Source organism: Citrobacter sp. Igbk 14, assembly GCF_028069825.1.
Classification (GTDB): domain Bacteria; phylum Pseudomonadota; class Gammaproteobacteria; order Enterobacterales; family Enterobacteriaceae; genus Citrobacter.
Map to the genome: position 1 here is coordinate 1 of NZ_JANEWM010000064.1, position 24,276 is coordinate 24,276.

Annotated in this window: 28 protein-coding genes; 7 read left to right on the forward strand and 21 right to left on the reverse strand. The window is 52.2% G+C overall.

Annotated features, from left to right (window positions below):
- The first annotated feature begins 40 nt into the window (after window positions 1-40).
- From phsA to NNN64_RS19480, 7 genes are all read left to right on the forward strand, one after another.
- Window positions 41-2,314 (forward strand): thiosulfate reductase PhsA, encoded by a 2,274-nt coding sequence (gene phsA / locus NNN64_RS19450; protein ID WP_271442432.1) that lies wholly within the window; start codon window positions 41-43, stop codon window positions 2,312-2,314.
- A gap of 14 nt (window positions 2,315-2,328) precedes the next feature.
- Window positions 2,329-2,907: a thiosulfate reductase electron transport protein PhsB gene (phsB, locus tag NNN64_RS19455; protein WP_271442433.1), complete on the forward strand. Its 579-nt coding sequence runs from the start codon at window positions 2,329-2,331 to the stop codon at window positions 2,905-2,907.
- Window positions 2,904-3,671, forward strand: a complete 768-nt coding sequence (gene phsC, locus NNN64_RS19460) for a thiosulfate reductase cytochrome B subunit (protein ID WP_271442434.1) — start codon at window positions 2,904-2,906, stop codon at window positions 3,669-3,671. Before phsB ends, phsC begins: the two co-directional genes overlap by 4 nt.
- A gap of 151 nt (window positions 3,672-3,822) precedes the next feature.
- A complete protein-coding gene (dacD, locus tag NNN64_RS19465; RefSeq protein ID WP_137382383.1) occupies window positions 3,823-4,995 on the forward strand; it encodes a serine-type D-Ala-D-Ala carboxypeptidase DacD in 1,173 nt (390 codons plus the stop codon).
- 124 nt (window positions 4,996-5,119) lie between these two features.
- Window positions 5,120-5,587, forward strand: a complete 468-nt coding sequence (gene sbmC, locus NNN64_RS19470) for a DNA gyrase inhibitor SbmC (RefSeq protein ID WP_005128054.1) — start codon at window positions 5,120-5,122, stop codon at window positions 5,585-5,587.
- Between the two features lie 107 nt (window positions 5,588-5,694).
- On the forward strand, window positions 5,695-6,753 hold the full coding sequence (locus NNN64_RS19475) for an FUSC family protein (protein WP_137382382.1): 1,059 nt from the start codon (window positions 5,695-5,697) through the stop codon (window positions 6,751-6,753).
- Window positions 6,754-6,991: 238 nt separating this feature from the next.
- Complete coding sequence (locus NNN64_RS19480; protein ID WP_005128046.1) at window positions 6,992-7,327, forward strand: DUF496 family protein; 336 nt, start codon at window positions 6,992-6,994, stop codon at window positions 7,325-7,327.
- Window positions 7,328-7,366: 39 nt separating this feature from the next.
- On the opposite strand, the gene NNN64_RS19485 is transcribed toward NNN64_RS19480, so the two are convergent.
- From NNN64_RS19485 to pduA, 21 genes are all read right to left on the reverse strand, one after another.
- Window positions 7,367-8,233, reverse strand: coding sequence for an L-threonine kinase (locus tag NNN64_RS19485; protein WP_271442435.1), 867 nt, complete (start codon window positions 8,231-8,233; stop codon window positions 7,367-7,369).
- 92 nt (window positions 8,234-8,325) lie between these two features.
- A complete protein-coding gene (locus tag NNN64_RS19490; RefSeq protein ID WP_271442436.1) occupies window positions 8,326-9,540 on the reverse strand; it encodes an acetate/propionate family kinase in 1,215 nt (404 codons plus the stop codon).
- Window positions 9,525-9,977 (reverse strand): propanediol utilization protein PduV, encoded by a 453-nt coding sequence (gene pduV / locus NNN64_RS19495; protein ID WP_005128040.1) that lies wholly within the window; start codon window positions 9,975-9,977, stop codon window positions 9,525-9,527. Before pduV ends, NNN64_RS19490 begins: the two co-directional genes overlap by 16 nt.
- Before the next feature lie 4 nt (window positions 9,978-9,981).
- Entirely contained in the window at window positions 9,982-10,332 is a 351-nt protein-coding gene (gene pduU, locus NNN64_RS19500) for a propanediol utilization microcompartment protein PduU (protein ID WP_048212006.1), read from the reverse strand.
- Window positions 10,332-10,886: a propanediol utilization microcompartment protein PduT gene (gene pduT / locus NNN64_RS19505; RefSeq protein ID WP_040231922.1), complete on the reverse strand. Its 555-nt coding sequence runs from the start codon at window positions 10,884-10,886 to the stop codon at window positions 10,332-10,334. Before pduT ends, pduU begins: the two co-directional genes overlap by 1 nt.
- Before the next feature lie 2 nt (window positions 10,887-10,888).
- A complete protein-coding gene (pduS, locus tag NNN64_RS19510; RefSeq protein ID WP_271442437.1) occupies window positions 10,889-12,244 on the reverse strand; it encodes a cobalamin reductase PduS in 1,356 nt (451 codons plus the stop codon).
- Window positions 12,241-13,353: a 1-propanol dehydrogenase PduQ gene (locus tag NNN64_RS19515; RefSeq protein ID WP_271442438.1), complete on the reverse strand. Its 1,113-nt coding sequence runs from the start codon at window positions 13,351-13,353 to the stop codon at window positions 12,241-12,243. Before NNN64_RS19515 ends, pduS begins: the two co-directional genes overlap by 4 nt.
- Before the next feature lie 10 nt (window positions 13,354-13,363).
- The gene (pduP, locus tag NNN64_RS19520; RefSeq protein ID WP_271442439.1) at window positions 13,364-14,749 is read right to left on the reverse strand and encodes a CoA-acylating propionaldehyde dehydrogenase PduP; all 1,386 of its coding nucleotides are present in this window, start codon (window positions 14,747-14,749) and stop codon (window positions 13,364-13,366) included.
- Window positions 14,746-15,753 (reverse strand): two-domain cob(I)yrinic acid a,c-diamide adenosyltransferase PduO, encoded by a 1,008-nt coding sequence (gene pduO / locus NNN64_RS19525; protein ID WP_271442440.1) that lies wholly within the window; start codon window positions 15,751-15,753, stop codon window positions 14,746-14,748. Before pduO ends, pduP begins: the two co-directional genes overlap by 4 nt.
- Before the next feature lie 8 nt (window positions 15,754-15,761).
- Entirely contained in the window at window positions 15,762-16,037 is a 276-nt protein-coding gene (locus NNN64_RS19530; protein WP_271442441.1) for a EutN/CcmL family microcompartment protein, read from the reverse strand.
- A gap of 3 nt (window positions 16,038-16,040) precedes the next feature.
- Window positions 16,041-16,532 (reverse strand): microcompartment protein PduM, encoded by a 492-nt coding sequence (pduM, locus tag NNN64_RS19535; RefSeq protein ID WP_271442442.1) that lies wholly within the window; start codon window positions 16,530-16,532, stop codon window positions 16,041-16,043.
- Window positions 16,529-17,161 (reverse strand): phosphate propanoyltransferase, encoded by a 633-nt coding sequence (locus tag NNN64_RS19540; RefSeq protein ID WP_271442443.1) that lies wholly within the window; start codon window positions 17,159-17,161, stop codon window positions 16,529-16,531. The genes pduM and NNN64_RS19540 overlap by 4 nt, the downstream gene beginning before the upstream one ends.
- A complete protein-coding gene (locus tag NNN64_RS19545) occupies window positions 17,161-17,625 on the reverse strand; it encodes a BMC domain-containing protein (RefSeq protein ID WP_271442444.1) in 465 nt (154 codons plus the stop codon). Before NNN64_RS19545 ends, NNN64_RS19540 begins: the two co-directional genes overlap by 1 nt.
- Before the next feature lie 24 nt (window positions 17,626-17,649).
- On the reverse strand, window positions 17,650-17,925 hold the full coding sequence (pduJ, locus tag NNN64_RS19550) for a propanediol utilization microcompartment protein PduJ (protein ID WP_001057752.1): 276 nt from the start codon (window positions 17,923-17,925) through the stop codon (window positions 17,650-17,652).
- A gap of 19 nt (window positions 17,926-17,944) precedes the next feature.
- A complete protein-coding gene (locus NNN64_RS19555) occupies window positions 17,945-18,295 on the reverse strand; it encodes a glycerol dehydratase reactivase beta/small subunit family protein (RefSeq protein WP_271442445.1) in 351 nt (116 codons plus the stop codon).
- Window positions 18,285-20,117 (reverse strand): diol dehydratase reactivase subunit alpha, encoded by a 1,833-nt coding sequence (locus NNN64_RS19560; RefSeq protein WP_271442446.1) that lies wholly within the window; start codon window positions 20,115-20,117, stop codon window positions 18,285-18,287. The genes NNN64_RS19555 and NNN64_RS19560 overlap by 11 nt, the downstream gene beginning before the upstream one ends.
- 15 nt (window positions 20,118-20,132) lie before the next feature.
- The gene (gene pduE, locus NNN64_RS19565) at window positions 20,133-20,651 is read right to left on the reverse strand and encodes a propanediol dehydratase small subunit PduE (RefSeq protein ID WP_271442447.1); all 519 of its coding nucleotides are present in this window, start codon (window positions 20,649-20,651) and stop codon (window positions 20,133-20,135) included.
- A gap of 14 nt (window positions 20,652-20,665) precedes the next feature.
- A complete protein-coding gene (pduD, locus tag NNN64_RS19570) occupies window positions 20,666-21,340 on the reverse strand; it encodes a propanediol dehydratase medium subunit PduD (RefSeq protein ID WP_271442448.1) in 675 nt (224 codons plus the stop codon).
- A 10-nt stretch (window positions 21,341-21,350) separates the two neighbouring features.
- Window positions 21,351-23,015, reverse strand: a complete 1,665-nt coding sequence (pduC, locus tag NNN64_RS19575; RefSeq protein WP_271442449.1) for a propanediol dehydratase large subunit PduC — start codon at window positions 23,013-23,015, stop codon at window positions 21,351-21,353.
- A gap of 18 nt (window positions 23,016-23,033) precedes the next feature.
- On the reverse strand, window positions 23,034-23,846 hold the full coding sequence (gene pduB / locus NNN64_RS19580; RefSeq protein WP_137382366.1) for a propanediol utilization microcompartment protein PduB: 813 nt from the start codon (window positions 23,844-23,846) through the stop codon (window positions 23,034-23,036).
- On the reverse strand, window positions 23,846-24,127 hold the full coding sequence (pduA, locus tag NNN64_RS19585; RefSeq protein WP_003030255.1) for a propanediol utilization microcompartment protein PduA: 282 nt from the start codon (window positions 24,125-24,127) through the stop codon (window positions 23,846-23,848). The genes pduB and pduA overlap by 1 nt, the downstream gene beginning before the upstream one ends.
- Between the last annotated feature and the right edge of the window lie 149 nt (window positions 24,128-24,276).

Here is a 24,276-nt window from a genome sequence, read left to right on the forward strand (position 1 = left end):
GCCATATAATCATTGGATATATCTAATAACAGGAGGTTATATGGGCATTAGTCGGCGTAATTTTTTGCGGGGCGTGGGTATTGGCTGCTCGGCCTGTGCAATAGGCAGTTTCCCACCTGGCGCACTGGCGCGAAATTCGCCAGAGAGTATTAAAGGGAAAACATCCCTGACGCCAAGTCTGTGTGAAATGTGTTCCTTTCGCTGTCCAATTCAGGCTCAGGTGATTAATAATAAAACAGTTTTTATCCAGGGAAACCCTAATGCCCCTCAGCAAGGCACGCGCGTTTGTGCTCGCGGGGGCAGCGGTGTTAGCCTGGTAAACGACCCGCACCGGATTGTGAAACCGATGAAACGCACCGGGCCGCGTGGCAGTGGCGAATGGCAGGTCATTAGCTGGCAACAGGCGTATCAAGAAATTGCCGAAAAGATGACGGCAATAAAAAATCAATACGGGCCGCAGGGCGTTGTCTTCTCCTCTAAATCCGGTTCGCTTTCCAGCCATTTATTTCATTTGGCGACGGCTTTTGGCTCACCAAATACCTTCACGCACGCTTCAACTTGTCCAGCAGGTAAAGCCATAGCCGCCAAAGTAATGATGGGCGGGGATTTAGCAATGGATATCGCCAATACCCGCTATATGGTCTCTTTTGGACATAACCTCTATGAAGGAATTGAGGTTGCCGATACTCATGAACTGATGACCGCACAAGAGAAGGGCGCGAAGATGGTCAGCTTCGACCCCCGACTGTCGGTATTTTCCAGTAAGGCGGATGAATGGCATGCGATTAAACCGGGAGGAGACTTACCGGTGCTGATGGCGATGTGCCACGTCATGATTACTGAAAAATTGTATGACGCGGGATTCGTTGAACGCTATACAACAGGTTTTGACCAACTGGCAGAGGCGGTACAAGAGGCCACGCCGGAATGGGCACAAAAGTTGGCCGACGTGCCTGCAGATGTTATTACCCGGGTGACTCGTGAAATGGCGGCCTGCGCACCCCATGCTATTGTCAGTCCTGGTCACCGTGCGACTTTTTCGCAGGAAGAGATCGACATGCGGCGCATGATTTTCACCCTCAACGTGCTGCTGGGAAATATTGAGCGCGAAGGCGGCATGTACCAGAAAAAAGCCGCTGCAACCTACAATAAGCTGGCGGGAGAGAAGGTGGCTCCGGTGCTGGCGAAACCGGATGCCAAACTCCCTAAGCCAACGGCGCAGCGTATTGACCTGGTCGCGCCACAATTCAAATACATCGCTGCGGGTGGTGGGGTGGTGCAGAGCATTATCGATGCTGTGTTAAACCAGACGCCTTATCCGGTGAAAGGATGGATTATGTCCCGGCATAACCCTTTTCAAACTGTGACCTGTCGGCCGGATCTGGTCAAAACCGTTGAGCAGTTGGATCTGGTGGTAAGCTGCGATGTCTATTTAAGCGAAAGCGCGGCCTATGCCGATTACTTGCTACCTGAATGCACCTACCTCGAACGCGATGAAGAAGTCTCTGATATGTCGGGGCTGAATCCGGCCTATGCGCTGCGCCAGCAGGTTGTCGAGCCTATTGGTGATGCGCGCCCAAGCTGGCAAATCTGGAAAGAGCTGGGCGAGCAACTGGGTCTTGGGCAGTACTATCCGTGGCAAGATATGCAAGTACGCCAGCTGTATCAGCTCAATGGTGACCATGCGTTATCTGCTGAACTGCGCCAGAAAGGGTATCGGGAGTGGGGCGTTCCACTGTTGCTGCGCGAACCTGAATCGGTACGCCAGTTTACTGCGCAGTATCCGGGAGCAGTGGCCGTTGACAATGACGGTACGTATGGCGAACAACTGCGCTTCAAATCCCCATCCGGAAAAATCGAACTTTATTCTGAAGAACTGGAAACACTCCTGCCGGGCTATGGTATTCCTCGTGCACGCAATTTTGCGCTCAAGGCCGACAATGAACTCTATTTCATTCAAGGCAAAGTCGCGGTTCACACCAATGGCGCGACGCAATATGTTCCATTACTCAGCGAGCTGATGTGGGATAACGCGGTGTGGATCCACCCGAAAACGGCTGGAGAAAAAGGGATTAAAAGCGGCGATGACATCTGGCTTGAAAATGCGACGGGTAAGGAGAAAGGCAAAGCGCTGGTCACTGCTGGTATTCGACCCGATACGCTGTTCGTCTATATGGGATTCGGCGCCAAGGCCGGCGCAAAAACCGCAGCGACAACGCATGGGATCCACTGTGGCAACTTGCTTCCGCATGTGACCAGTCCGGTATCCGGCACGGTGGTCCACACCGCTGGCGTTACGCTTCGTCGGGCATGAGAAAGGAGAACATCATGAATCAGTCAACAAATCCGTATGTCATGCTGCATGACGAGAAACGCTGTATTGGTTGTCAGGCGTGCACGGTTGCCTGCAAAGTCCTGAATGACGTGCCAGAAGGTTTTAGCCGGCTGCAGGTGCAGATCCGCTCACCGGAAAATGAACCTGAGGTGCTGTCTCACTTCCAGTTTGTCCGCGTATCCTGCCAACATTGCGAAGATGCGCCTTGTGTCAGCGTCTGTCCGACTGGCGCTTCGTTTCGGGACGAAAACGGCATTGTGCAGGTGGACAAGTCCCGCTGTATTGGCTGTGATTATTGCGTTGCCGCCTGTCCGTTCCATGTGCGCTATCTGAACCCACAAACAGGAATTGCAGATAAATGTAACTTTTGCGCAGACACCCGTCTGGACGCTGGACAATCGCCTGCCTGTGTTTCCGTATGCCCTACGGATGCGCTGAAGTTTGGTCGCCGTGATGACCCTGAAATTCAGCACTGGATTCTTCAAAAAGAGGTTTATCGTCAGCAGGATACGCGTAGCGGTGCGGTGAGTCTTTTCCGGCGTAAAGAGATCCATCAGGAGGGAAAAGTATGAATTCTATCTGGGGAGCAGAGCTTAACTATGCGCCAGACTACTGGCCGCTGTGGCTCATTTATGCAGGCGTAGTCATTCTGTTGATGATTGCCGGTTTGGTGATACATGCACTGCTGCGTCGAATGCTGGCACCTAAAACGGCAGCCGGTGAAGAGCACCGTGACTATCTCTACTCATTGGCTGTCCGCCGTTGGCACTGGGGAAATGCGCTGCTTTTTATCCTGCTTCTGCTCAGCGGTTTGTTCGGCCATTTTTCTATCGGACCGGTAGCGCTGATGGTGCAGGTGCACACCTGGTGTGGATTCGCATTACTGGCTTTCTGGATTGGCTTCGTCATGATCAATGCCACCAGCGGCAACGGTTGCCACTATCGTGTGCAATTCAGCGGGTTGATAACCCGCTGCCTGCTGCAAACGCGTTTTTATCTGTATGGGATAATGAAAGGTGAGGCACATCCGTTTGCGGCAACAGCGGAGAATAAATTTAACCCCCTGCAACAGTTAGCCTATCTGGCCATCATGTATGCGTTGGTTCCGCTGTTAATCATTACCGGGTTGCTCTGTCTTTACCCGCAGATTATCGGCGCCGGGCCGGTGGTACTGGTGCTGCATATGGTGTTGGCGATTGTTGGCATTCTGTTCATTTGTGCACATATTTACCTGTGTACATTGGGTGATACGCCGGGGCAAATCTTTCGCAGCATGATTGACGGCTATCACCGTCATCGCAGCCATCATGCAGAAACAGCATCACATAAAGGCTAATTCTGCGCGTATTTTGCAGGGGAAGCCCGTCTGATATTCTTTCTTTAACAGCAAGAAAATGTGCCTTATGTCACATTTTCTTGCAATTTATCCATGTTTGTTCGGCAGAACTTCCGTAAAAAGAACGGCTATTTCTCCTGGTTATGAGGACATGCTGTTGAAACGCCGTTTGTTTATTGCCGCTTCGCTATTCGCGATTAGTTTTTCGTCCGCTTATGCGACTGATGTCGCCAGTTTTGCACCCCGGCCTCCTGCCATCAATGCTGGCGCGTGGGTGCTTATGGACTACACCACGGGCCAAATTCTGACTGCCGGTAATGAACACCAGCAACGCAACCCCGCCAGCCTGACCAAGTTAATGACCGGCTATGTTGTCGATCGTGCGATTGATAGCCATCGCATTAGCCCAACGGATATCGTCACTGTCGGGCGTGACGCATGGGCGAAAGATAATCCGGTGTTTGTCGGCTCATCATTAATGTTCCTGAAAGAAGGCGATCGCGTTTCGGTACGTGATTTAAGTCGCGGCTTGATTGTTGATTCCGGCAATGACGCATGCGTCGCGCTGGCTGATTACATCGCGGGTGGACAGCCACAGTTTGTTGCGATGATGAACAGTTACGTTGAGAAGCTTAAGCTTAAAGATACACATTTCGAAACGGTGCATGGGCTGGACGCGCCAGGCCAGCATAGCTCGGCCTACGATCTGGCCGTGTTGTCCCGGGCGATTATTCACGGGGAACCTGAGTTCTACCACATGTACAGTGAGAAGAGTCTTACCTGGAACGGTATCACGCAGCAAAACCGTAACGGACTGCTGTGGGATAAAACGATGAACATCGATGGCCTGAAGACCGGGCACACATCCGGGGCAGGATTTAACCTGATTGCCTCCGCAGTTGATGGACAGCGTCGCCTGATTGCCGTGGTGATGGGAGCCGAGAGCGCGAAAGGACGCGAGGATCAGGCACGCAAACTGCTGCAGTGGGGGCAACAAAATTTTGATACGGTGCAGGTGTTGCGTAGCGGTAAGCAAGTCGGCGTCGAACGAATCTGGTATGGCGATAAAGAAAACATTAGCCTCGGCACCGAGCAGGATTTCTGGATGGCGCTACCTAAGGCTGAAGTCCAGAATATCAAAGCAAAATATGTTCTTGATAAGAAAGAACTGGTAGCGCCTATTGCCGCGCATCAACGCGTGGGGGAAATTGAACTCTATGACAGGGATAAGCTGGTGGCGCATTGGCCACTGGTCACCCTGGAATCGGTCAGTAAAGGCGGCGTATTTTCGCGTCTGAGCGATTACTTCCACCATAAGGTGTAATTTTTCACCCATGCTACTGACTGGCAAGAGTGCGAAACTGCTCACATAATAATCACTATTTCCTTGTGGCCGTAATACACAAAAATTACACTGTATATAAATACAGTGTAATGACGGAGGTTATATGGAGTACGAGATAAAGCAGGTCGATAAACGCAGGATTGCCGGTTTTCACATGGTTGGACCGTGGGAGCAAACGGTAAAGCAGGGTTTTGAGCAGTTAGTCATGTGGGTGGATGACAAGCAGATAGTGCCGCTGGAATGGATCGCCGTTTATTACGACAACCCGGATGTTGTGCCTGCTGACAAACTGCGCTGCGATACTGTGGTTTCCGTCGCAGAGAATTTCGAGATCCCAGAGAACAGCGAAGGAGTGATACTGACTGAACTGGCCGGTGGTGAGTATGCTATTGCTGTTGCTCGTGTTGAAAATCATGACTTTGCGACGCCATGGTATCAATTTTTTAATCTTCTGCTGCAGGACGCAACATACCAGATAGCAGCCAAACCCTGTTTTGAGATTTATATGAATAATGGCATGGAAGACGGTTACTGGGACATCGAAATGTATGTGCCAGTACAGCCGAAGTAGCTGTTTTTTGCGTAAATCAGGGTGAAAGTCCTGCTGATAACGGTGATGTTTTCACTAAAAAAGCAGGTACAATTCTGTTCTTTGCTATTCCCTGACGGAGTGGATGAGTGCGTGCCGATAAGTCGCTGAGTCCTTTTGAAATTCGTTTGTATCGTCATTATCGCGTGGTGCACGGTATTCGCATTGCGCTGGCGTTTCTTCTTACTTTTCTGTTGGTTCGCCTGCTGGATATTCCTGAAGGTACATGGCCTCTGATCACGCTGGTGGTGATTATGGGGCCCATTTCATTCTGGGGTAATGTTGTCCCCAGAGCGCTTGAACGCATTGGCGGGACGATTCTGGGCTCAGTACTTGGGCTGGTTGCTCTGCGTCTCGAACTCCTGTCACTTCCGCTTATGCTGATATGGTGCGCAGTGGCGATGTTTCTCTGCGGCTGGCTGGCATTAGGTAAAAAACCCTATCAGGCATTGCTGATTGGCATAACGCTTGCCGTCGTCGTCGGGGCTCCCGCGGGTGACATGAATACAGCGTTGTGGCGCGGTGGCGACGTGATTTTGGGATCGTTACTGGCGATGCTGTTTACCGGTATCTGGCCGCAGCGGGCATTTATTCACTGGCGTATTCAACTGGCGCATTGTGTCACGGGGTATAACCGGGTGTATCAGGCTGCGTTGTCACCTAACTTGCTCGAACAGCCCCGACTGGAGAAGCATTTACAACAACTACTGAGTGACGTTGTCAAAATGCGTGGACTAATTGTTCCTGCCAGTAAAGAGACCCACATCCAAAAATCAATCTTTGAAGCTATTCAGACGGTTAACCGCAATCTGGTGTGCATGCTTGAGCTGCAGATCAACGCGCTGTGGGCAACACGTACCAGTCACTTTGTGATGCTGAACGCGCATACCCTGCGTGAAACTCAGCTCAGAACGCAACAGGCGCTACTGACGATCACTCATGCACTATATGAAGGTAATCCACAGCCGATACTTGCCAATACGGAAAAACTCAACGACACCGTGGAGGAGTTACGCCAACTCATCGCTGAGCATAAAGGCGATAATGTTGCTGAAACACCTATTCACGGCTATGTCTGGTTGAATATGGAGATGGCGCGACAACTGGAATTGCTCTCACATTTAATTTGTCGCGCGCTGCGCAAATAAAGAGCAGATGAGGGGATTGGTTCTACTGCTGCTTCGATTCAGCAAAGATTAAGGGTATGATATTGAAAAAGGCTAAAACCATTGGTAACTACAATGGCTTTACCCTCGATAATTCAGGTTTCAGCCATGCATTATCAATGCAGATGCAACTTGAAGTATGGCGGGCATGAAAGTAATGTTGACCCACTTTAGCCGTTGTTTTAACGAATCCGAATCTCACATTATCAGGGGTGTAAAAATGGAAACTACCAAGCCTTCTTTCCAGGACGTGCTGGAATTTGTTCGTCTGTTCCGTCGTAAAAACAAACTGCAACGTGAAATCCAGGACGTTGAGAAAAAGATCCGTGACAACCAGAAACGCGTCCTGCTGCTGGACAACCTGAGCGACTACATCAAGCCGGGCATGAGCGTTGATGCTATCCAGGGTATCATCGCCAGCATGAAAAGCGACTATGAAGATCGTGTAGATGATTACATCATCAAAAATGCAGAGATCTCTAAAGAGCGTCGTGATATCTCTAAAAAGCTGAAAGCCATGGGTGAAGTGAAAAACGGCGAAGCGAAAGCAGAGTAACGTTTTATGGCAGTAGGGGGCACTGCTAAGCAGTGGCCCCTACTGTAGTTTTACCCCACCTGTTACCATCCGCAGTAAATGCTGTTCAGGCCAGTGAGTTGTCAGTTTTTTCTGTGCCAGCATCCATTTGATGTAATCAACATCATGACGTTTTCTGTCCAGCATCAGGCCCACCACGCTGCCGCTGTGCGCAACATTCACCCCGTATAAATCACATTCTTCTACCAGCGCCAATAGCGAATCGAAATCTGGTTTTGGCAACAACATTTGGCTGGCGATTGCGCTAAGCGTGGCCGCCTCTCCCATTCGATAGGGATTTTGACTAATACAGGCTTCCTGTACTTTTTCCCATGCGCGTTTAAGCGCGGGAGCACCTGCCTGTAGCCCGGGCTGGCGGGGAATGCGGTGATAATCTGCGGTACGTAGTGTTTCCGGGCTTTCCAGAACCAACAGGTCAAGCTGGGGCTGCGCTTCACAGGGAATTTGCGTAGAGGCGTCGTTATGATCGAAAAGGGTTAACTGACGGAAAACGGTGCTGTCGGTAGGTTCAAGAGAAACGCAAAGCTGCGCCAGTGTAGGTTCATCTAGCTGATGACCCAGAAAATGAGCGGTGGCAAGCGCGGTGGCGGCAATATCCGCGGTGCTACTGGCCATTCCTTTCGCAATGGGAATCGTTGACTGGATATCTATTCGAATATCCTGACTGATATGCGCCGGGTAGTGCCAGTGCTGCAATAACCGGTCAACCATCGCTCGCGACAGTGGCCGTTCATCCACTCGTGGTGAACCTGAACTGACCTCGACGGTGCTATACCATTCAACCGGGCAGGAGACCAGTTTCTCACTGCCCAGAATCCAGCCCTGGATAAGTTCTCCGCACGATGCGGGACATTGCGCAACAGCCACGTCTTCACCTTTGTGATCAGCAATCCTCGGCGCATAGTGTCATGGCGATCGCGCTATTACCATGATTTGCCGCAATTTGCGGTGCGGCAGGATTAAGCAGGAATGCCCAATGTCACAGTTTCTGATATCGCTATACGCATAACATCCTGCGCGATCATCAACTCTTCATTGGTATTTATAACGGCCACTTTGACCAGCGCAGTTTCAGTTTGAATAAAGGTTGCGTTGCGCTGATTTTTTTCATCATCAACGGCCAGACCTAAGAAATTCAGATTGTGGCAAATCGCAGCGCGTGCTCGGGCTGAGTTTTCACCAATTCCACCCGTAAATACCAAAGCATCCAGGCCGCCCATCTGCATAATATAACTGCCTATTGTGGCGCGAATTCGTTCTGCAAACAGCGTAAGTGCGAGTGCAGCCTGTGAGTTGCCTTCATCTGCGGCGCGTTCAACATCACGATAGTCTGATGAGATACCGGAAACCCCAAGTAATCCCGACTCATTGTTGAGGAGTTGGTTAAGTTGCTGCGGTGTTTTACCTTCGCGCAGGGCAATCCACGGCAAAATAGATGGGTCAATATCTCCGCTGCGCGTACCCATCATCACGCCAGACTGTGGTGTAAAGCCCATCGAGGTATTCACCGATTTTCCGCCCTTGATGGCACAGATGCTGCTGCCATTACCAAGATGACAGCATACGACGCGCAGTGCGCTGAGCGGGACGCCCAGCTTTTCAGCCAACGCGGTACTGACGTATTTGTGGCTGGTACCATGAAAACCGTAACGCCGAATTCCCAGCTCTGAGTAATAGCGCCAGGGCAGAGGATAAACAAAAGACGGCTCAGTCAGCGTTTGATGAAAAGCAGTGTCAAAAACTGCAACGGCAGGGGCTTCGGGTAATAGCTGACGAAAAACTGCAATCCCCAGTGCATTAACCGGGTTATGCAGTGGCGCCAGTTCTGCAAGACGCTCGATTTCGGCCAGTGTTTCATCGTTGACGAGGGCGGAGTCTTTAAAAGACTCACCACCATGTGCGACGCGATGACCGACGCCATCGATCTCTTCCAGACTCTTGATGATGTTCAGGCTAAGCAGTTTTTCCAGTAACAGCGTTACTGCTTCACGGTGATCGGCAACGGGTAACGTCTCCTGCCATTTCTGTACGGGTGTTTTAAGCGTGACCTGCGCGTCAGACATCCCGATACGTTCAATCAGTCCCTGGCAGATCATTTCACCCTGCGGCATCGCCAGTAACTGAAACTTAAGTGAAGAGCTACCCGCGTTTATGGCCATTATTTTGTGAGACATGACGGTTCCTTTGCATTCAGAAAAATGAACATCTCATCGACCCCGGTATTCTCCAGCGCGCTGGTGATAAACACGTTCTGCGCTCCTGCCTGCACCAACCAGCTTTCTACGAGTGAAATTCTCTGGGGGTTAGCTAAATCGGCTTTGGTGACGAGGCCGATAACAGGTCTGTTCATTGGGCCAGTAAAGCCGGGAGAAAAAGGTGACCATGGGGCGTCGGCATTCAGTACCAGAGCGATAATGTCGGCTTCACAGGCGCTGGCCAGCAACGCACTGTACAGGCAGCGGTTCTCAAGATATTCACCCGGCGTGTCTATTGTCGTTGGCGACCAGACAATCGCCTGAGTTTTCTGGTAATGAAGTGCTTCTCCGCGCAGGCATTGTGTGAGTGAGGTTTTACCGCACTGGCTGGGGCCAATTAGCATGATGCGTTTCATGTGGTTACGTCCGGGTAATAGGGCACGCAGTAAAACGCATCATTTCGCCAAGCGTTCTGGTTACCTGTTTCAGCGCGTACTCAACGGCTGAAACATCACCCGTCAGTACGACTGCACCGGTAAAACGATCGAGAAATCCGATCTCTACCGCACCAGATTTCGTGGCGATATCACAGGCGATAATCGAGGCTTCACTGGGCGTAATGGTTAAAATACCAATGGCCGAGACTGAATCCTGCAACCCCAGCTTTTTGAATAAATCCTTACCAGGATTAGCAATAAGGTGCGCCAGCGTGACCTGCTTGCCGGGTACGTATTCCTGGATCATGCGATCCGTCGGCGGTTGTCTGTCCATTATCCCTCCACTATTTGCCGCCACATGCTTTCATGTGGGCGTGGTATGACGGAGCGATAAACCAGCAGACCTTTTTCCCCGGCGCTTTCGCTGGCGACTGTCACGGCGTTATTGACATCGGAAACATCGCCCGCGACAACCATGTAGCATTTACCACCAATACCGAATGCCATATGCACCCGTACCAGCGTGACATTGGACGCTTTAACTGCACGATCGGCGGCACAGATACACGCCGCTACGCTCCAGGTTTCAACAATCCCGACAGCCTGATGCTTATCCACACTGTTAAGTCCGCTAATTGCCGGGAGAACGCTGGCATGAATGTTTGGGAGCACCAGACTGTCGACGAGCATATCGCCTGCAAGGGACGTCCCCGTTGCAATGGCCTGCTGCACTGCGCCTACGTCACCCCCGAGCATCAGTAAAAACTTTCCAGGGCAGATGGTTTTGCTGACCAGCAAATTCACATTCGCGCTTTTTAGCATCGCATCACCGGCTTCCATCCCTTTGGCGATGCTGGTGAGTTCTAAAATCCCTATAGCCTGAGACATGATTAACCTCTTATTACTGTGATGGATTGCCCGGTTATCTCGCTGACAATACCGTCAATACTGGCGTGGACAGGTGCGCCTAACGCGCCTTCGGGTACATCAGCAACACATTGGCCGCGAACTACACGTTCACCTTTTTGCACGCAGGGGATAGCGCTGGCGCCAATATGCTGGCGTAACAGCAGTGTTGTTTCGTCTGTGGTGTAATCTGCCTCAGACAAGGGCGCGTCGCGGTACCAATCGCTGAGGCCAAGTTTGGTGATAAGTCGTTTAACCGGAATCAAACGGTACTTCGCCATTTCATCTTCAGGATTTAGTGGTCCCTCATAACGATGGTTAAGCGCCCGTAGTTCACGTTTGAGCATACGGTTGATACGCATCGGTGAAATGCCCACCGGACAAGCCACACTTTCACAGACATTGCATTCTGAACAGGTCAGGGCAGTGAGCAGCAACTGCGGTGTGGCTGCCTGTTGGTAGTTCACTGCGCGAACCAGCAGATGCGGTGATAGTTCATGACCAATTAAGTGTCTTGGGCATAAATCAGTGCACAAACGACATTGCTCGCAAACGGTTTTTGCAACCGCAAGCACGGTGCGTTCGTCCTGCATTCGTCGTTGGATCAGCGCATGGGATTTAGGCAATACCAGTAGCCCCCCGGTGGTCTTGCTCACGGGGGTATCCAGCGAAGTAATCAGGCCACCCATCATCGGACCGCCGTTGATAAAACCGGGATCGTCAACGGTGGTGCCACCCGCCAGTGCCAGGACTTCGCGTAAAGACATACCGATGGGAACAGTCAGTGTTAACGGTCTGGCGACCGCACCGTTGACGGTCAGCGTGCGACGGGTAACGGGGTACTGCTGTTCAACCGCTCTGGCGATATTGAGTACAGTCTGGACGTTATTGACCACCACGCCAACGCTAACGGGCAACGCGGCTGGAGGAACCCGCCTTCCCGTTGCCATCCAGATGGTCAGCACCTCGTCACCAGCCGGATACACATCGGGTAAAATATGTAACCTTATGTTGGCGGGTAAAAGTGGTGTTAACGCATTGATGGCCTTCTGATACTTTTCTTTGAGGGCAATAATGCCTGCATTGGCCCCTGTTGCTGTCATAGCATACTGAACGCCACGTACCAGCCTTGCCGCTTGCACCGCCATTAATTGTTGATCGACTTTCAGCATTGGCTCGCATTCTGCGGCGTTCACCAGAAACGTATCAACCTGCGCCTGGAGTTTAACGTGAGCAGGAAATCCTGCACCACCGGCCCCAACCACGCCTGCTGCACGCACGCGATCGCGTATCGTTTGTGCGTCATAAAGAACATGTTCTGCCGTCATGGCTGTACTCATAATAATTCCTCAAGCAGTTCCTGAATGGCACTGGCATCGGCTACGCGGGGATTGGTTTGCAACGTGACATCAGCCAGCGCGGCCTGAACCATCGCCGGTATACGTTGCGACCAGGTATGCTTCTCGTCTTTCAGTGCATCAATAAATGCCGGTAATGCGCACTGTTTTTGGAGTTGTTCAATATGATGAATAAGTGCATTGAGTGCCGCCGTATCATTCGTACTATCCGGGCATAAATGGCAGGCTTTAGCGAAACGGGCATAGCGCTTTGCTGCCCGCGGGTCGCGTGCATTAAACTGAATGACACGAGTGAGTAACAGTGCGTTGGCCAGCCCATGGGGTAAGTGAAACTGACCACCGAGCTGATGGGCAATAGCGTGATTGATGCCCAGCCCCGCCTGGCTAAATGCCATCCCTGCCAACGTAGAGGCATTGTGCATTTTCCCCCGAGTAGCCAGGCAATCACCTTTGCTAACCGCAACAGGCAGGTACTGGAAGACAATTTGCGCGGATTTTTCCGCCAGCGCATCCGTGAAATCACTGGCTTTTGTCGATACATAGGCTTCCAGTGCATGTGTCAGGACGTCCAGTCCGGTATTCGCAGTAATAGCGGGTGGTACGCTGACAACCAACATAGGATCAAGAATGGCCATGTCAGGGTAGAGCGCGTTATTAAAGAGTGGATATTTAATACCTTTCTCTGGATCGCTGATCACGCAGGCACTGGTCACTTCCGAGCCTGTACCGCTGGTGGTGGGAATTGCCACACAGGTTTCGATTTCAATACCAAACTGACGGCTGAACCAGACGATAGCTTTGGCGGCGTCAAGTGCGGAGCCACCGCCAAAACCAATCACGACATCCGGTTGCAGGGACTGCATTTGTGCAATCCCCTGGACTACCGTACTGATGGTGGGATCGGGTGTTATATCACTGAAAATGCTGATGCGGTTATCCGCGGGCAGCGTATTTCGCAGCTTTTCAATCAGGGGGGAACGTGCGAGAAAACCGTCGCAAATAATCCAGATATGCTTATTGGAGAAGCGCTTAAGCACATCCAGACTTCCCTGGCCGCTGAACAATCGTGTTTGCAGTGAAAAGCTATTCATAACGGCCTCATTAGCGAATAGAAAAACCGTTGGTGAGCACGCAACGACGAGAGCGTGCGAAAGTTCGCGCTGACGTTGTGCCTTCACCGGTGGGAGTAGCAATAGTAAAGGTGGTAAAGCCTTCACCACCGACACCAATACCGGCGTAAGAGGGGCCATTTTTCACAAAGATGGAGGTCTGAAGGGTGCGGGCAGCAAGATTCAGACGAGACACATTTTGTGAATGCATGATGGCAGTGTGATGCAGTCCCTCTTCAACTTTCAGTGCCAGCGCCAGTGCACTGTCAAAATCCTTTACGCTCACGATGGGCAGCATTGGCATCAACTGTTCGCTGGTGACCCACGGATCGTCAGCATTGACGATGCCAATCAACAGGCGAGGTGTTTTTGCCGGAACCGGTATGTCCGCAGCTTCAAGCAGGGCTGCTGGACTCTTTCCAACCAGTTTTTTATTGGCTATGCCTTCAGGCAGACAGGCGGCGCGCAGTTTGTTGATGTCTTCGTTGTGCAGAAGTAACGCGCCAAAAGACTGCATTTGTTGGACCAGTCGTTCAGCAACAGCATCGACAACAATCAGGCTTTTCTCAGCAATACAGGGCAGGTTGTAATCAAACGAAGCACCGTTGATGATATCTTCAGCTGCTTTAACCAGGTCAGCAGTTTCATCCACAATACAGGGCGGGTTTCCTGCGCCAGCACCAATAACTTTCTTCCCGCTTTTCATACCCATAGCAACAATGCCAGGGCCGCCGGTAATCGCCAGAACTGCGATTTTAGGGTGAGCCATCATCTGCTGGGTAGCTTCAAAAGTAGGTTCTGTGACCGTGACGACAAGATTCCTAATCCCGCAGCAGCGGAAGGCAATATCTTCAATCATGGCAATCAGTTTCAGTGATACCACTTTTGCGCCAGGGTGCGGGCTGAAGTAAACGCTGTTTCCCGCGGCCAGCATGCTAATGCTGTTATTGATGATGGTTTCCGTGGGGTTCGTACTTGGCGCAACGGAGCCAATCACCCCAAATGGAGAGTACTCAAACAACACCATGCCACCGTCACCGGTAAGTGCAGTAGTGGTAAGGTCTTCGATGCCAGGGGTGTTATCCAGCGCAGCTTTATTTTTATGAAACTTATCCTCTTTGTTACCCATTCCCGTTTCTGTTGCGCTTTCAGCGGCCAGTGAAGCCAGGTGAGGCGTCAGTTCTTCCCGCAGGGCGTTTATGATGGCGCTGCGGGTTTTTAGCGGACATTGCTGGTAACGCAAAAAAGCCTGATGAGCGGCATCGATCGCTTCACCGACGCACGGAAAAATTCCGTTACCCTTAACGTCTGTTTTTGCCGGGGTGAGTTGCTCAGTCAAAATGTTGCGGATAAGGGTTTCAAGTTCTGAAGTATTCATTGATGTGTTCTCACGTTAATCGCCGCAATGGCCGTTTCTGCAATGTCCATATCCTGCTCAACGCTTCCTCCGCTGATGCCAAGACCCCCAAGGAGTAAACCTTCGCGCCATAATGCGTAGCCGCCTCCAAAGGTGACGATTTTTCCCTGCATATGGCTTTCCAGACCGTAAAGTGCGGCGCCCGGCTGAACCACGGGCGTCAGTTCGTGCGTGGCAGTTTTCATTGCGACGGCGGTCCAGGCTTTTTTCGGTGCCAGCTCACTACTGACGAGCAAGGCATCTGGCATGCGCCAGGTCACTGTAGGCGTACCATTGGTATCCACTATGCTGACAACGACAGGGACCTGGAGCTCTTCAGCGCGCGTTACTGCCGCGCGTGTCAGTTGATGGAGTTCGTGAAAAGACAAAGGCATAGTCGACTCCCTGGTGACTGCTGTGCGAGTGGCCGCAAGATAGCGCTCCGCCACTTTCTGGATAATGTCGTTTTGATGGGCGTCATGATCTTCTGCGCGTGCAAGCGCATATAAACAGTCAGACAGGCGGTTGATATAACGCATCAGTACGTGTCTGACGGAGATTTCGGTGGAGAGCTCGACCAGTCGCCTCTCTGCGCGGCGAGCCAGCGTGCGGGCAAAGTGCAGACGACTGGCGGCTTCGCAGCGGCCAGGTAAAATAAAGCTGCGCAGGGGCGGCATTCTTCCCATTGCGGTATCGATGGCGGCTTCCAGAGCCGCAATTTCTTCCGAGCTGATGTATCGCTGATCGGGTGTGGGCTGTTCGCTTTCGCTGGCCAGTTCGGCACTGAACCAAAACAACTGCAATTGAATATCTTCAAGTAAGAGACGATGTTGCTGACTTTTTACCGCGCAGGCACACAGGCTCAATGCAGCATTGAGTTCATCCAACGTACCGTAGGCCTCAACGCGCGGATGTGATTTACTCACGCGTTGTCCGGTAAAAAGCGCTGTGGTGCCAGCATCGCCAGTGCGGGTATAAATCGCCATAGTTCCTCCTAACGAGAAAGCGTGTCGACGATGCCGACGATCGCCAAATCGATGGCCTCATTAGGGCCGGAAAAAACATGCCTGGCGCTGGAGCCGCTACTGAGTAACACCAATTCGCCAGTCCCTGCACCGACTGAGTCAACCGCGACTTCATCTCCGGTAGCGGGGGAGGCGGGGAGCTCTCCGTCAGTGCTTACCCGGCGTACCAGCAACAGTTTTTTCCCCACCAGTGATGGCGACTTTTGCGTAGAAACCACAACGCCTGTAACCCTTGCCAGATACATGGTTCACTCCTGCTTAATTAATTGAACGTTTCGCGTACTAATCGCTTCCCGAGCCAGCGCCGTCACGACACAGCGACGACGCAACACCAGGATGCCACCGTTAAGTTGGGCAACATCGGCATAACTTAAGAGCGTTTCAGGATGCAGCATGACGATGTGCCCCAGTTCATTACTGAACTCCAGCGGCAGTCGCGCGAGCTTTTTCACGGGGAGTGCCGGTAGCAGCCGATGCTGTAGAGTGATTTTTACGCGTAGCCCGCATGCCAGCGCCTCGTGGATTGTTACCGCCGCGACACTGGCCGGAATGCAATCCGCAATTTTTTCCAGTAAAGGCAGGTCTGCCTGCAGGAGGTGCAGTGACGAGTACTGACAACATAATGTCCGGGAATCGATTTCCCGTAACTGTGCGACGCTCAGCGTGATGGTACTTTCCGCGCGTTTTTTGAGCCGGGAAACAACTTCCTCAATGATGCGTTGCAGCAGTTCGTTGTTCATCGTGGGGTCACCAATGTGGCAAATGCCTGCGGATTATCAGCGCCTGCGGCATTGGCTTCGTCTGTATCGATATGCATCTCAAGGCGCATATCCGGTGAAACGCGTACGGCGACATTATCGAAAATCAGTCGGCGTTCATCGCCATTGATTGCCACGGAGACTTTATCGCCATGAGATACGCGCAGTATCAGCGCGTCCAACGGCGACATATGGATATGTCGCTGGGCAACAATAACCCCGGAGGGTAACTCCAGTTCAGCAAAGGGGCTGATAAGACGAATGCCAGGCGTTCCCTGAATATTACCTGACATGCGCAGCGGTGCTGCGATGCCTAGTGTGCGGGCGTCGGTACGCGATATCTCCACTTGGCTAGTACTACGCAGTGGACCAAGCAAACGCACATTCTTTAACTGACCTTTCGGTCCGACCAGCGTGACGGTCTGATCTGCGGCATATTGTCCGGGCTGCAACAGGCCCTTTTTCTCGCTAATCGGCTGGTTAGGGAACAGGCGAATGTAGTCCTCGGCGCAGAGGTGGATGTGGCGGTTCGAAATCCCGAGCGGAATAGGGCGTTCACGCATTTCATCCAGTACTTTACTGACCGTTGTTTCCAGTTGCTGTTTATCCATTACGCTTCACCTCGTTTGCCTGAATGCAGGCAGAGAGCGCGTGGCTCGCCTTTCTGGCGAGGGCAGGCAGGGTCAAGACACAGATTGCAGCTAATCAACTCTGCCTGTTGCGCGGCTTCTGGTAATGTAATTTCTGTAGCCATCTCTTCTTGCTCTTGCGATACATCAGGTATCGCTGCTGGCGCTGGCTGCACGGGCACACTGTGGGAAAGAATGCCTTCTCCCGGCCTGGAAATGACCCTGTGCGCGACCAGTCCATTTTGCCGTTCTGCTAAACTGGCACCGGTGGATATAGCCGCCTGAACGGAGGCCACATCCCCGATGATTTTGATCACCGTCCAGCCTGAACCGTTGGTTTTTTCGAGGCCCACCAGCGTGATGGAAGCGGCTTTCGCCATGACGTCCGCGCAACTGATGGCTAATGCCAGACCACTAACTTCAAGTAATCCCAGTGATTGCTTCACGCTGTGCTCCTTGTTTACGGCGATTTATGCGGATTTAGGTAAAATGGCTTCAACGTCGCTGTGTGGACGTGGAATAACGTGACAGGATTTCACCTCTCCAACAGCACTCGCTGCTGCGCTTCCTGCATCTACGGCTGCTTTTACGGCGCCGACATCTCCGCGGACCATCACGGTGATAAGTCCTGAGCCAATTTTTTCGTAACCAACCAACTGCACATTTGCGGATTTCACCATGGCATCAGCGGCTTCAATAGCGCCGACGAGCCCTTTTGTTTCAACCAGTCCCAGTGCGTTATTCATACTGCTTTTCTCCTGTGGATTATGAGTGGCAGTCCCGGAAGGGGATGCCTTTTACCAGTCGCGCAGCGTTATTACCAATGCTCCGGCGAGCGTGGCTATTTTGTTGATACGTCAGCGTAAAAAGTGGCGCTGAGGTGGGTAGATTCTTATAGTGCACAACCAGCTTTTCCCGGCTGCATCCAATGCCGACCAGCAACGGTGACTGACAAGCGGCCAGCCATGCGTTGTGGATAATGTCAGTCGAGTGGGTCTGTTGAATCACGAAGGGGATACCTTCTTCTTCAATGCCCAGCAGAACGTCATTCCAGATGTTTGCGCAGTCACTCATGGCGAAGATCACGATAGCGGGTACAGTGAGGTTACTTTCCATGAGCGAATGCCTTGTACCAGGAGAGAATTAACCCCGTCGCAACCGCGTTGCGCGGGCCTTCCGTGCCCCGAATATTGCCGCGACCCGCGACCAGGCGATAATGAGCCAGTGCATCAGTAACCAGTTGCGGAACTTCGAAGTCCAGCGAGGAACCTCCAACCAAAACGACAAAGGGAATGTCCCGAATATTCCCGGTTGGGCTAACCTGTCGCAACGCTCTCAGCGCGTTGGTAACAAAAACACGCTCTTTAGCGCTGCGGCGAATGGCACGCACTTTTTCCAGCGCCAGATCGCCGGGCAGTGGCACCAGTTCATCCGGTTTTACAACGCATACGCGAGCGAAAACGGCAGGAGGGAGAGGCGTAGGGAAGAACTGAACGCTGCCATCTTCGTGACGCAGGTGGAACAAGCTCTCTACTTTCGCCAGCGGGTACTTCTTGATCTCTTCCGCCAAATAGCGGTCATCCAGACCCAGTTCACGGGCAATAATCATCGTGACCATATCGCCTGCGCCCGCCAGGTGTGTGGCAATAATGTCGCCCTTAGGATTAATGATAGAGGCGTCAGTAGACCCGGCCCCAAGATCCAGAATAGCCAGTGGACGTGTGGTACCCGGTGTGGTTAAGGCACCCAGAATAGCGGCTTCGGCTTCAGCACCACCAACCTGCACATCAATGTTGAGTTTTTGCGTGATTTCCTGGGCAATCATCGCCATTTGCAGACGATCTGATTTCACCATAGAAGCAATACCAACGGCCTGTTCCAGTGAAAACTCGCCGGCAAGTCCCCCGGTCACGCTGACTGGAACTGAAGTATCAACGGCCAACAGATCCTGAATAAAGATTTCATGGCTGGGTTTGTTGGTTAATTCAGCCATTGTCTGGCGAACGTGCTCCAGCATGCCGCCAATATTGGTTCCCGCCTCTCCGGTGACGTTATCCAGCTTCGGGCATTCACCAACCGCTTTCATAATCGCGTCGGCACCTGCCGCGACGTCGACGCGTACGGTTCGTCCTTGCGATTGCAGTTCCAGGTTCCCGGCAGGGATTGCACGAGCCTTCACATCACCTGATGGCGTTTTCACCACTACCGCAGAGCGGTTGCCAATCAGCGCGCGGGCCATGGGGACAATGTTTTTGGTCTCTTCTGCGCTAAGGCCAAAGACCGTCGCGATTCCGTACGGGTTAGAAAGGGTTTCGATAACCTTGCCTGGAACCGCGACCTCAATAGCGGCCAGCATGCCCAGCGGGATACGATCGATATGGCGGACCTCATCAACGATGGGCAGAGGCGTATTCAGCCGGTTGCTAACCAGCACACCGTCGTCCTGTTGCAAAATAACGCCAGTCAACTGGTATCCGGCGCGTGCGGAAGCGTTAATCATCGTGGCGACATCGGCAAAATCGAAAGCCGATGAAACGACCAGGATATAAGGCGTATCCGCCGGACGGCTCAGGAGCTCTTCCGGCGTAATGGTTACACCCACGCCTAACCCAACACCGCCAGGCGTTTTGGGGTTGTGACCGATCATGGTGGATTCTGTGATGATGGTTTCGGTGATGGTTTCCATCGCCACGTCACCGATAACCGGTGTGGCTTCGTTAATACGGATGAGCGAAATATCGCTGACATTAATGCCGGCATTTTTTGCCGCCTGAGAAAGTGCCTCCTGAATACCAAACACATTACGCAATGTGCCTTTAATTCCGGTGGTTTCCGCCAGTGCGCTGCCGGAAATACCTAGCGCACCAGTCTCATCCAGGGTTGCCAGTGCGACTTCCGTTGATGAGTTGCCTATATCAATGCCAGCTATATATCGCATCGTTTCACCCTGATGTTAGTCGTCGCCTTTAAGTTTCTTGCGCTCTACATACAGCGCTGCTGCTTCACGAACGAACGCGGCACAGATCTTCGCCTGATAGCGACTCTCCAGATCGTCGGCGATGGCCATCAACTCGTCTTTCGTTGAGCGATAAGGCCGTAACGCGTTGTAGATCTCAAGAATGCGGTCGTCAGGTACAGCAGTCAGTTCGGCTGCACGTTCGAAGTTCATCGCCAGTCTGTCACGGCCGGCGTCTTTGGCGATGTCCGCCTGAATACGCAGCGTTTCAGGTGTGATACGCATATCCTGCGCGGTCACTTTATTGCTCAGAACATTTTCGAGCGTGAAGTCATCCAACGTTTTGTTGGTTGCGGTTTTGACCCACTCAGGATGCTTATTCGCCAGCGGGTAATCCGTAACTTTTGCGGTATGTGCTGGAACTGCCGCCGTAACGGGAGAGGTTGTTTCTCCTTGCAGGCTGTTCATCCGGCTCAACACATCCCGAACCATCGATTCAATTGCGTCGGTATTCATGGAGTTATCCTTTATCAAAGCGCCACGCGCAGTTCCTGCGGGTTTTTGCCCGTCACGACGTATTTGGTCTCTTTAATGTGCAAAATGGCTGATTTCGCCTGATACTTCGGACGCGCCATTTGGTCATTTAGCGTCGGGACCGGTTGCGGAGACTCACGCTTGGCGTAACGCGCGGCGTTCTTACCAATCTGACGGTAGGTTTCCAGCGTCAGCAGCGGTGCCTGTGGGAACAACTCCAGGTTAGAAAGCGGCGGTAACCCTTGCTGGTGGATAACCGTGGTGCCTTTGGACTGGATGCCAATTGAGATCCCGGAACCACTCAGGCGGTTACCTTCCACAGCCACAAACGCAACATCGGAAGATTTAAAGCAACGGATTACGCGTGCTTTAATTCCCTCTTCTTCAATACCGGCTATCACTTCGCGCAAAATATTTTTGTGCGGAATACCGACGATATTGACGGTTTGTGAGAGACCAAACGCCGGACCTACGGCAATAATGACTTCGTCCTGCTGCTGACCTTGTTTGGCTTCGCCAATTTCGGTCAGAAAGCCGTCGCCCTGTACCGTTGCAGCCTGTGGCGCACTGGTCGCGGCCGATGCGCGAAAAGAGACGGGTTTATCGCTGGTCTGCATTTCAGCCAGCACATCCTCAATTATCTGACGCAGCAGTTTTTCATTGATTTCCATTGTTCACCCCTTAGCCAAGCTCGTTGGGATCAAGTGCGCCAGGGATGTTTTTAATTTCTTCCCAGCGTTCGCCTTGCAGGCGATAACCTGTTGCCGGACCGGCATAATCGTTGACGTCATTCACTGCGGAAAGCACTTGTCCGTCGCCGACGATAATGGCGGAGGTATGCAGATAGTCTCCGGTTAACTTGGCTTTTTGGATGTTGAGCATGTCTTGAGCAACATCGGTAAACCCACCCTGAGCAAGGGCTTTCACCACTTCCAGGCCGTTACGGTTTTTATTGATGATCTCTTGCGCAAATTTGATGTCTTCAACGATGTTACGCTCTGGCATATCTTTTGAACCGTGGGCGTAGGTTGCGGCCTCGACTTCTTCGTCGGTGATTGGCGGTAATCCCATCCCGGCGAATACGGCCTGCAGTGCGCGAGCCGCTTTATTGCGAATGGCGATAACGTCTTCTTCACGCACCGGACGCAAACCACCGTCGACTTTCAGATCGCGCTGGATGACGTTGTAATCGTCAAAATCTTCGGCATCCTCGTTGGAACCAGCGAACATGTTGTCGTAGTTCGGAACAGCGGAATAACCAGATGAAATGAAATCTGTACCCGGCAAGAATTGCATCAGCAGACGAGCAGTACGACGCATATCGGAGTGGGTGAAGGTCTGGTCGTTACTGGAGGCGCATTCCAGATCCAGTGACGAGCAGATCAGGTTTTCCGCCAGTACCGCGCGAATGCCTGATGGCACGGCAGACGGTACGCCGATGCAGCTTACGGAACCGTTTTGCAAACCCTGAACGCCAGCCGCCTTGGTGATGTAAATGCAGCGTGCTTCCAGATAAAGCATCGATTTGCCTTCGGCGTAGCCCATCTGAACTTCTGAACCGGAACCAGAAGTGAAGCGCATTTTCAGGCCGCGTGAGGCGTAAGAAGAGGCCAGAAAACCTTTTGACCATGGCGTGTCGTCACCGTCGGTAAAGACGGGTTCAGTGCCGTAAACGGAAATGGTTTCGGCGTAACAGGTGTGGCCCAACATGCCGAGTTTCAGCTCGGTGGCTTCTTCCAGGGAGCACTGCGTCAGTACGCCCGGACGACCAACCTGAGAGCCGACCAATAGCGCGATGGCGTTGAACGGCGCGTAGCGTGCTACCGCAACCGTGGTTTCTTGTTCGTCAAACCCACGCCATGCGCCTTCGGCGGCATCGGCAGCAATCTGTACCGGGTTGTCTTTAACGTTAGTCACGTGCGCTTGTTGAGAAGGGGTTCGGCGGGCACGCATTTTCTGCATTGCCATCATCATCTCAACGACGTTCATGTGCGAAACCACTTCCACAATTTTCGCTGGCGTCATTGCAGTGGTCAGAGGAACAATGTCCATACGCTTGACGTTAGGGTCGCAAAGCATATTGGCGAGTTTAACCGAGTCCATCGCCATCACCTCTTCAGCGCGGGCCAGGTTAATGCCGTAGCGCGCGATGAAGTGGTCAATCAGATCAAATTCACTGACGGATTTGCCGTCCAGTTCAGTGACGATACCGTTGACGATTTTAATCGACGGCTTAGGGTCGTTCGGGCTTTCCATCGCAATGAAGCCTTCTTCGATCCACTCCTTAACGAAGCCGTCCTGATTCACAGGGCGTTTCGCCAGTGCTTCAAATCTTTTCGATCTCATGAATCAGCCTCACTGATATCAGATATAGGATGGACGGTCGTTTTTGGGTTCTGAGCCCAGGGTCGCCAGCACGGTTTTACCGATCTCACGGGCTGAGATAACGGCCTGACGCACAGCCCCAGAGTCACCGGAAATGACCAGAATGGCTTCGTTGCTGAAACTGGTGCCATGAGCGGGAGAACTGTAGGCCACCACTTCAACATTGGCGGATTTCAGCGCCGTATCGGCCATCAGTACACCAACGGAGGCAGGGGCACCGACGATAACGCCACAGGCACGACCAATTGGTGCTCCGAAGGCTTTTTCCAGTGCGTAGCTGGCGCGCGCCGTGTATTGCATTTCGATGTGTCCGGCTTCGTTGGCATATACATCGCCAAAGGTGCGATCCAGTTCTTTCAGCGCAACTTCAATCCCGCGTTTCACGTCAGAAACGTCGTTACCGCCTAAGATAATCAGCGAGCCGTGACCTGCGCCGCCTTTGGTATCACGAGGAAGTTCAATGCTGACGACTTCAGTATTTGTGGCTTTTACCGCTTCATCGGCGGCCATGATGTGTGGGCCAGCGCCTGTGCGCGCGCCGAGGATACCGATGGAGCGATAGCGCTTTTCAAGTTTCATCGCATCCAGTAAGGCACTGTCTACGTTGGCGATTACCAGACCGACGGTGTCGCCAATCGCAGTACCGACAAACTCCGTTAAACTGCAGCTCTTCTCTGCCATAGCCGTTTCTCGTGTTGGGTGAGTATTTTCAGGGATAGCCTGTTGTTCTGGCGTTGCCACACGAGCAATCACCTGCGCCATGATCTGTTCAACCAGCTCATTGCTGCTCATTAGCTAATTCCCTTCGGTAAGATTTTTTCGACATCGGTGTGAGGGCGTGGGATCACATGTACGGCTTTCACTTCTCCCACGTTGCGTGCGGCGGCGGCACCGGCATCTGTTGCTGCTTTAACCGCGCCGACATCACCGCGAACAATGACTGTTACCAGCCCTGAACCAATTTTTTCGTAGCCGACCAGCATCACATTGGCTGATTTCACCATTGCGTCTGCGGCCTCTATGGCTGCAGTTAAGCCTTTGGTTTCTACCATTCCTAACGCTTCTTGTTGCATAAAGACCTCGCCTGGGTTGTCCCGATTTTCATGACTATAAAAAGAAGCGAGGAAAAAGAATGGCTGACTTGAAAGTGTGAGTGAAAAAATAGTGAGGATAGGGTGATATAAAATTGCTATTATTTATCGTAATATGTTGTTTTTAAAAG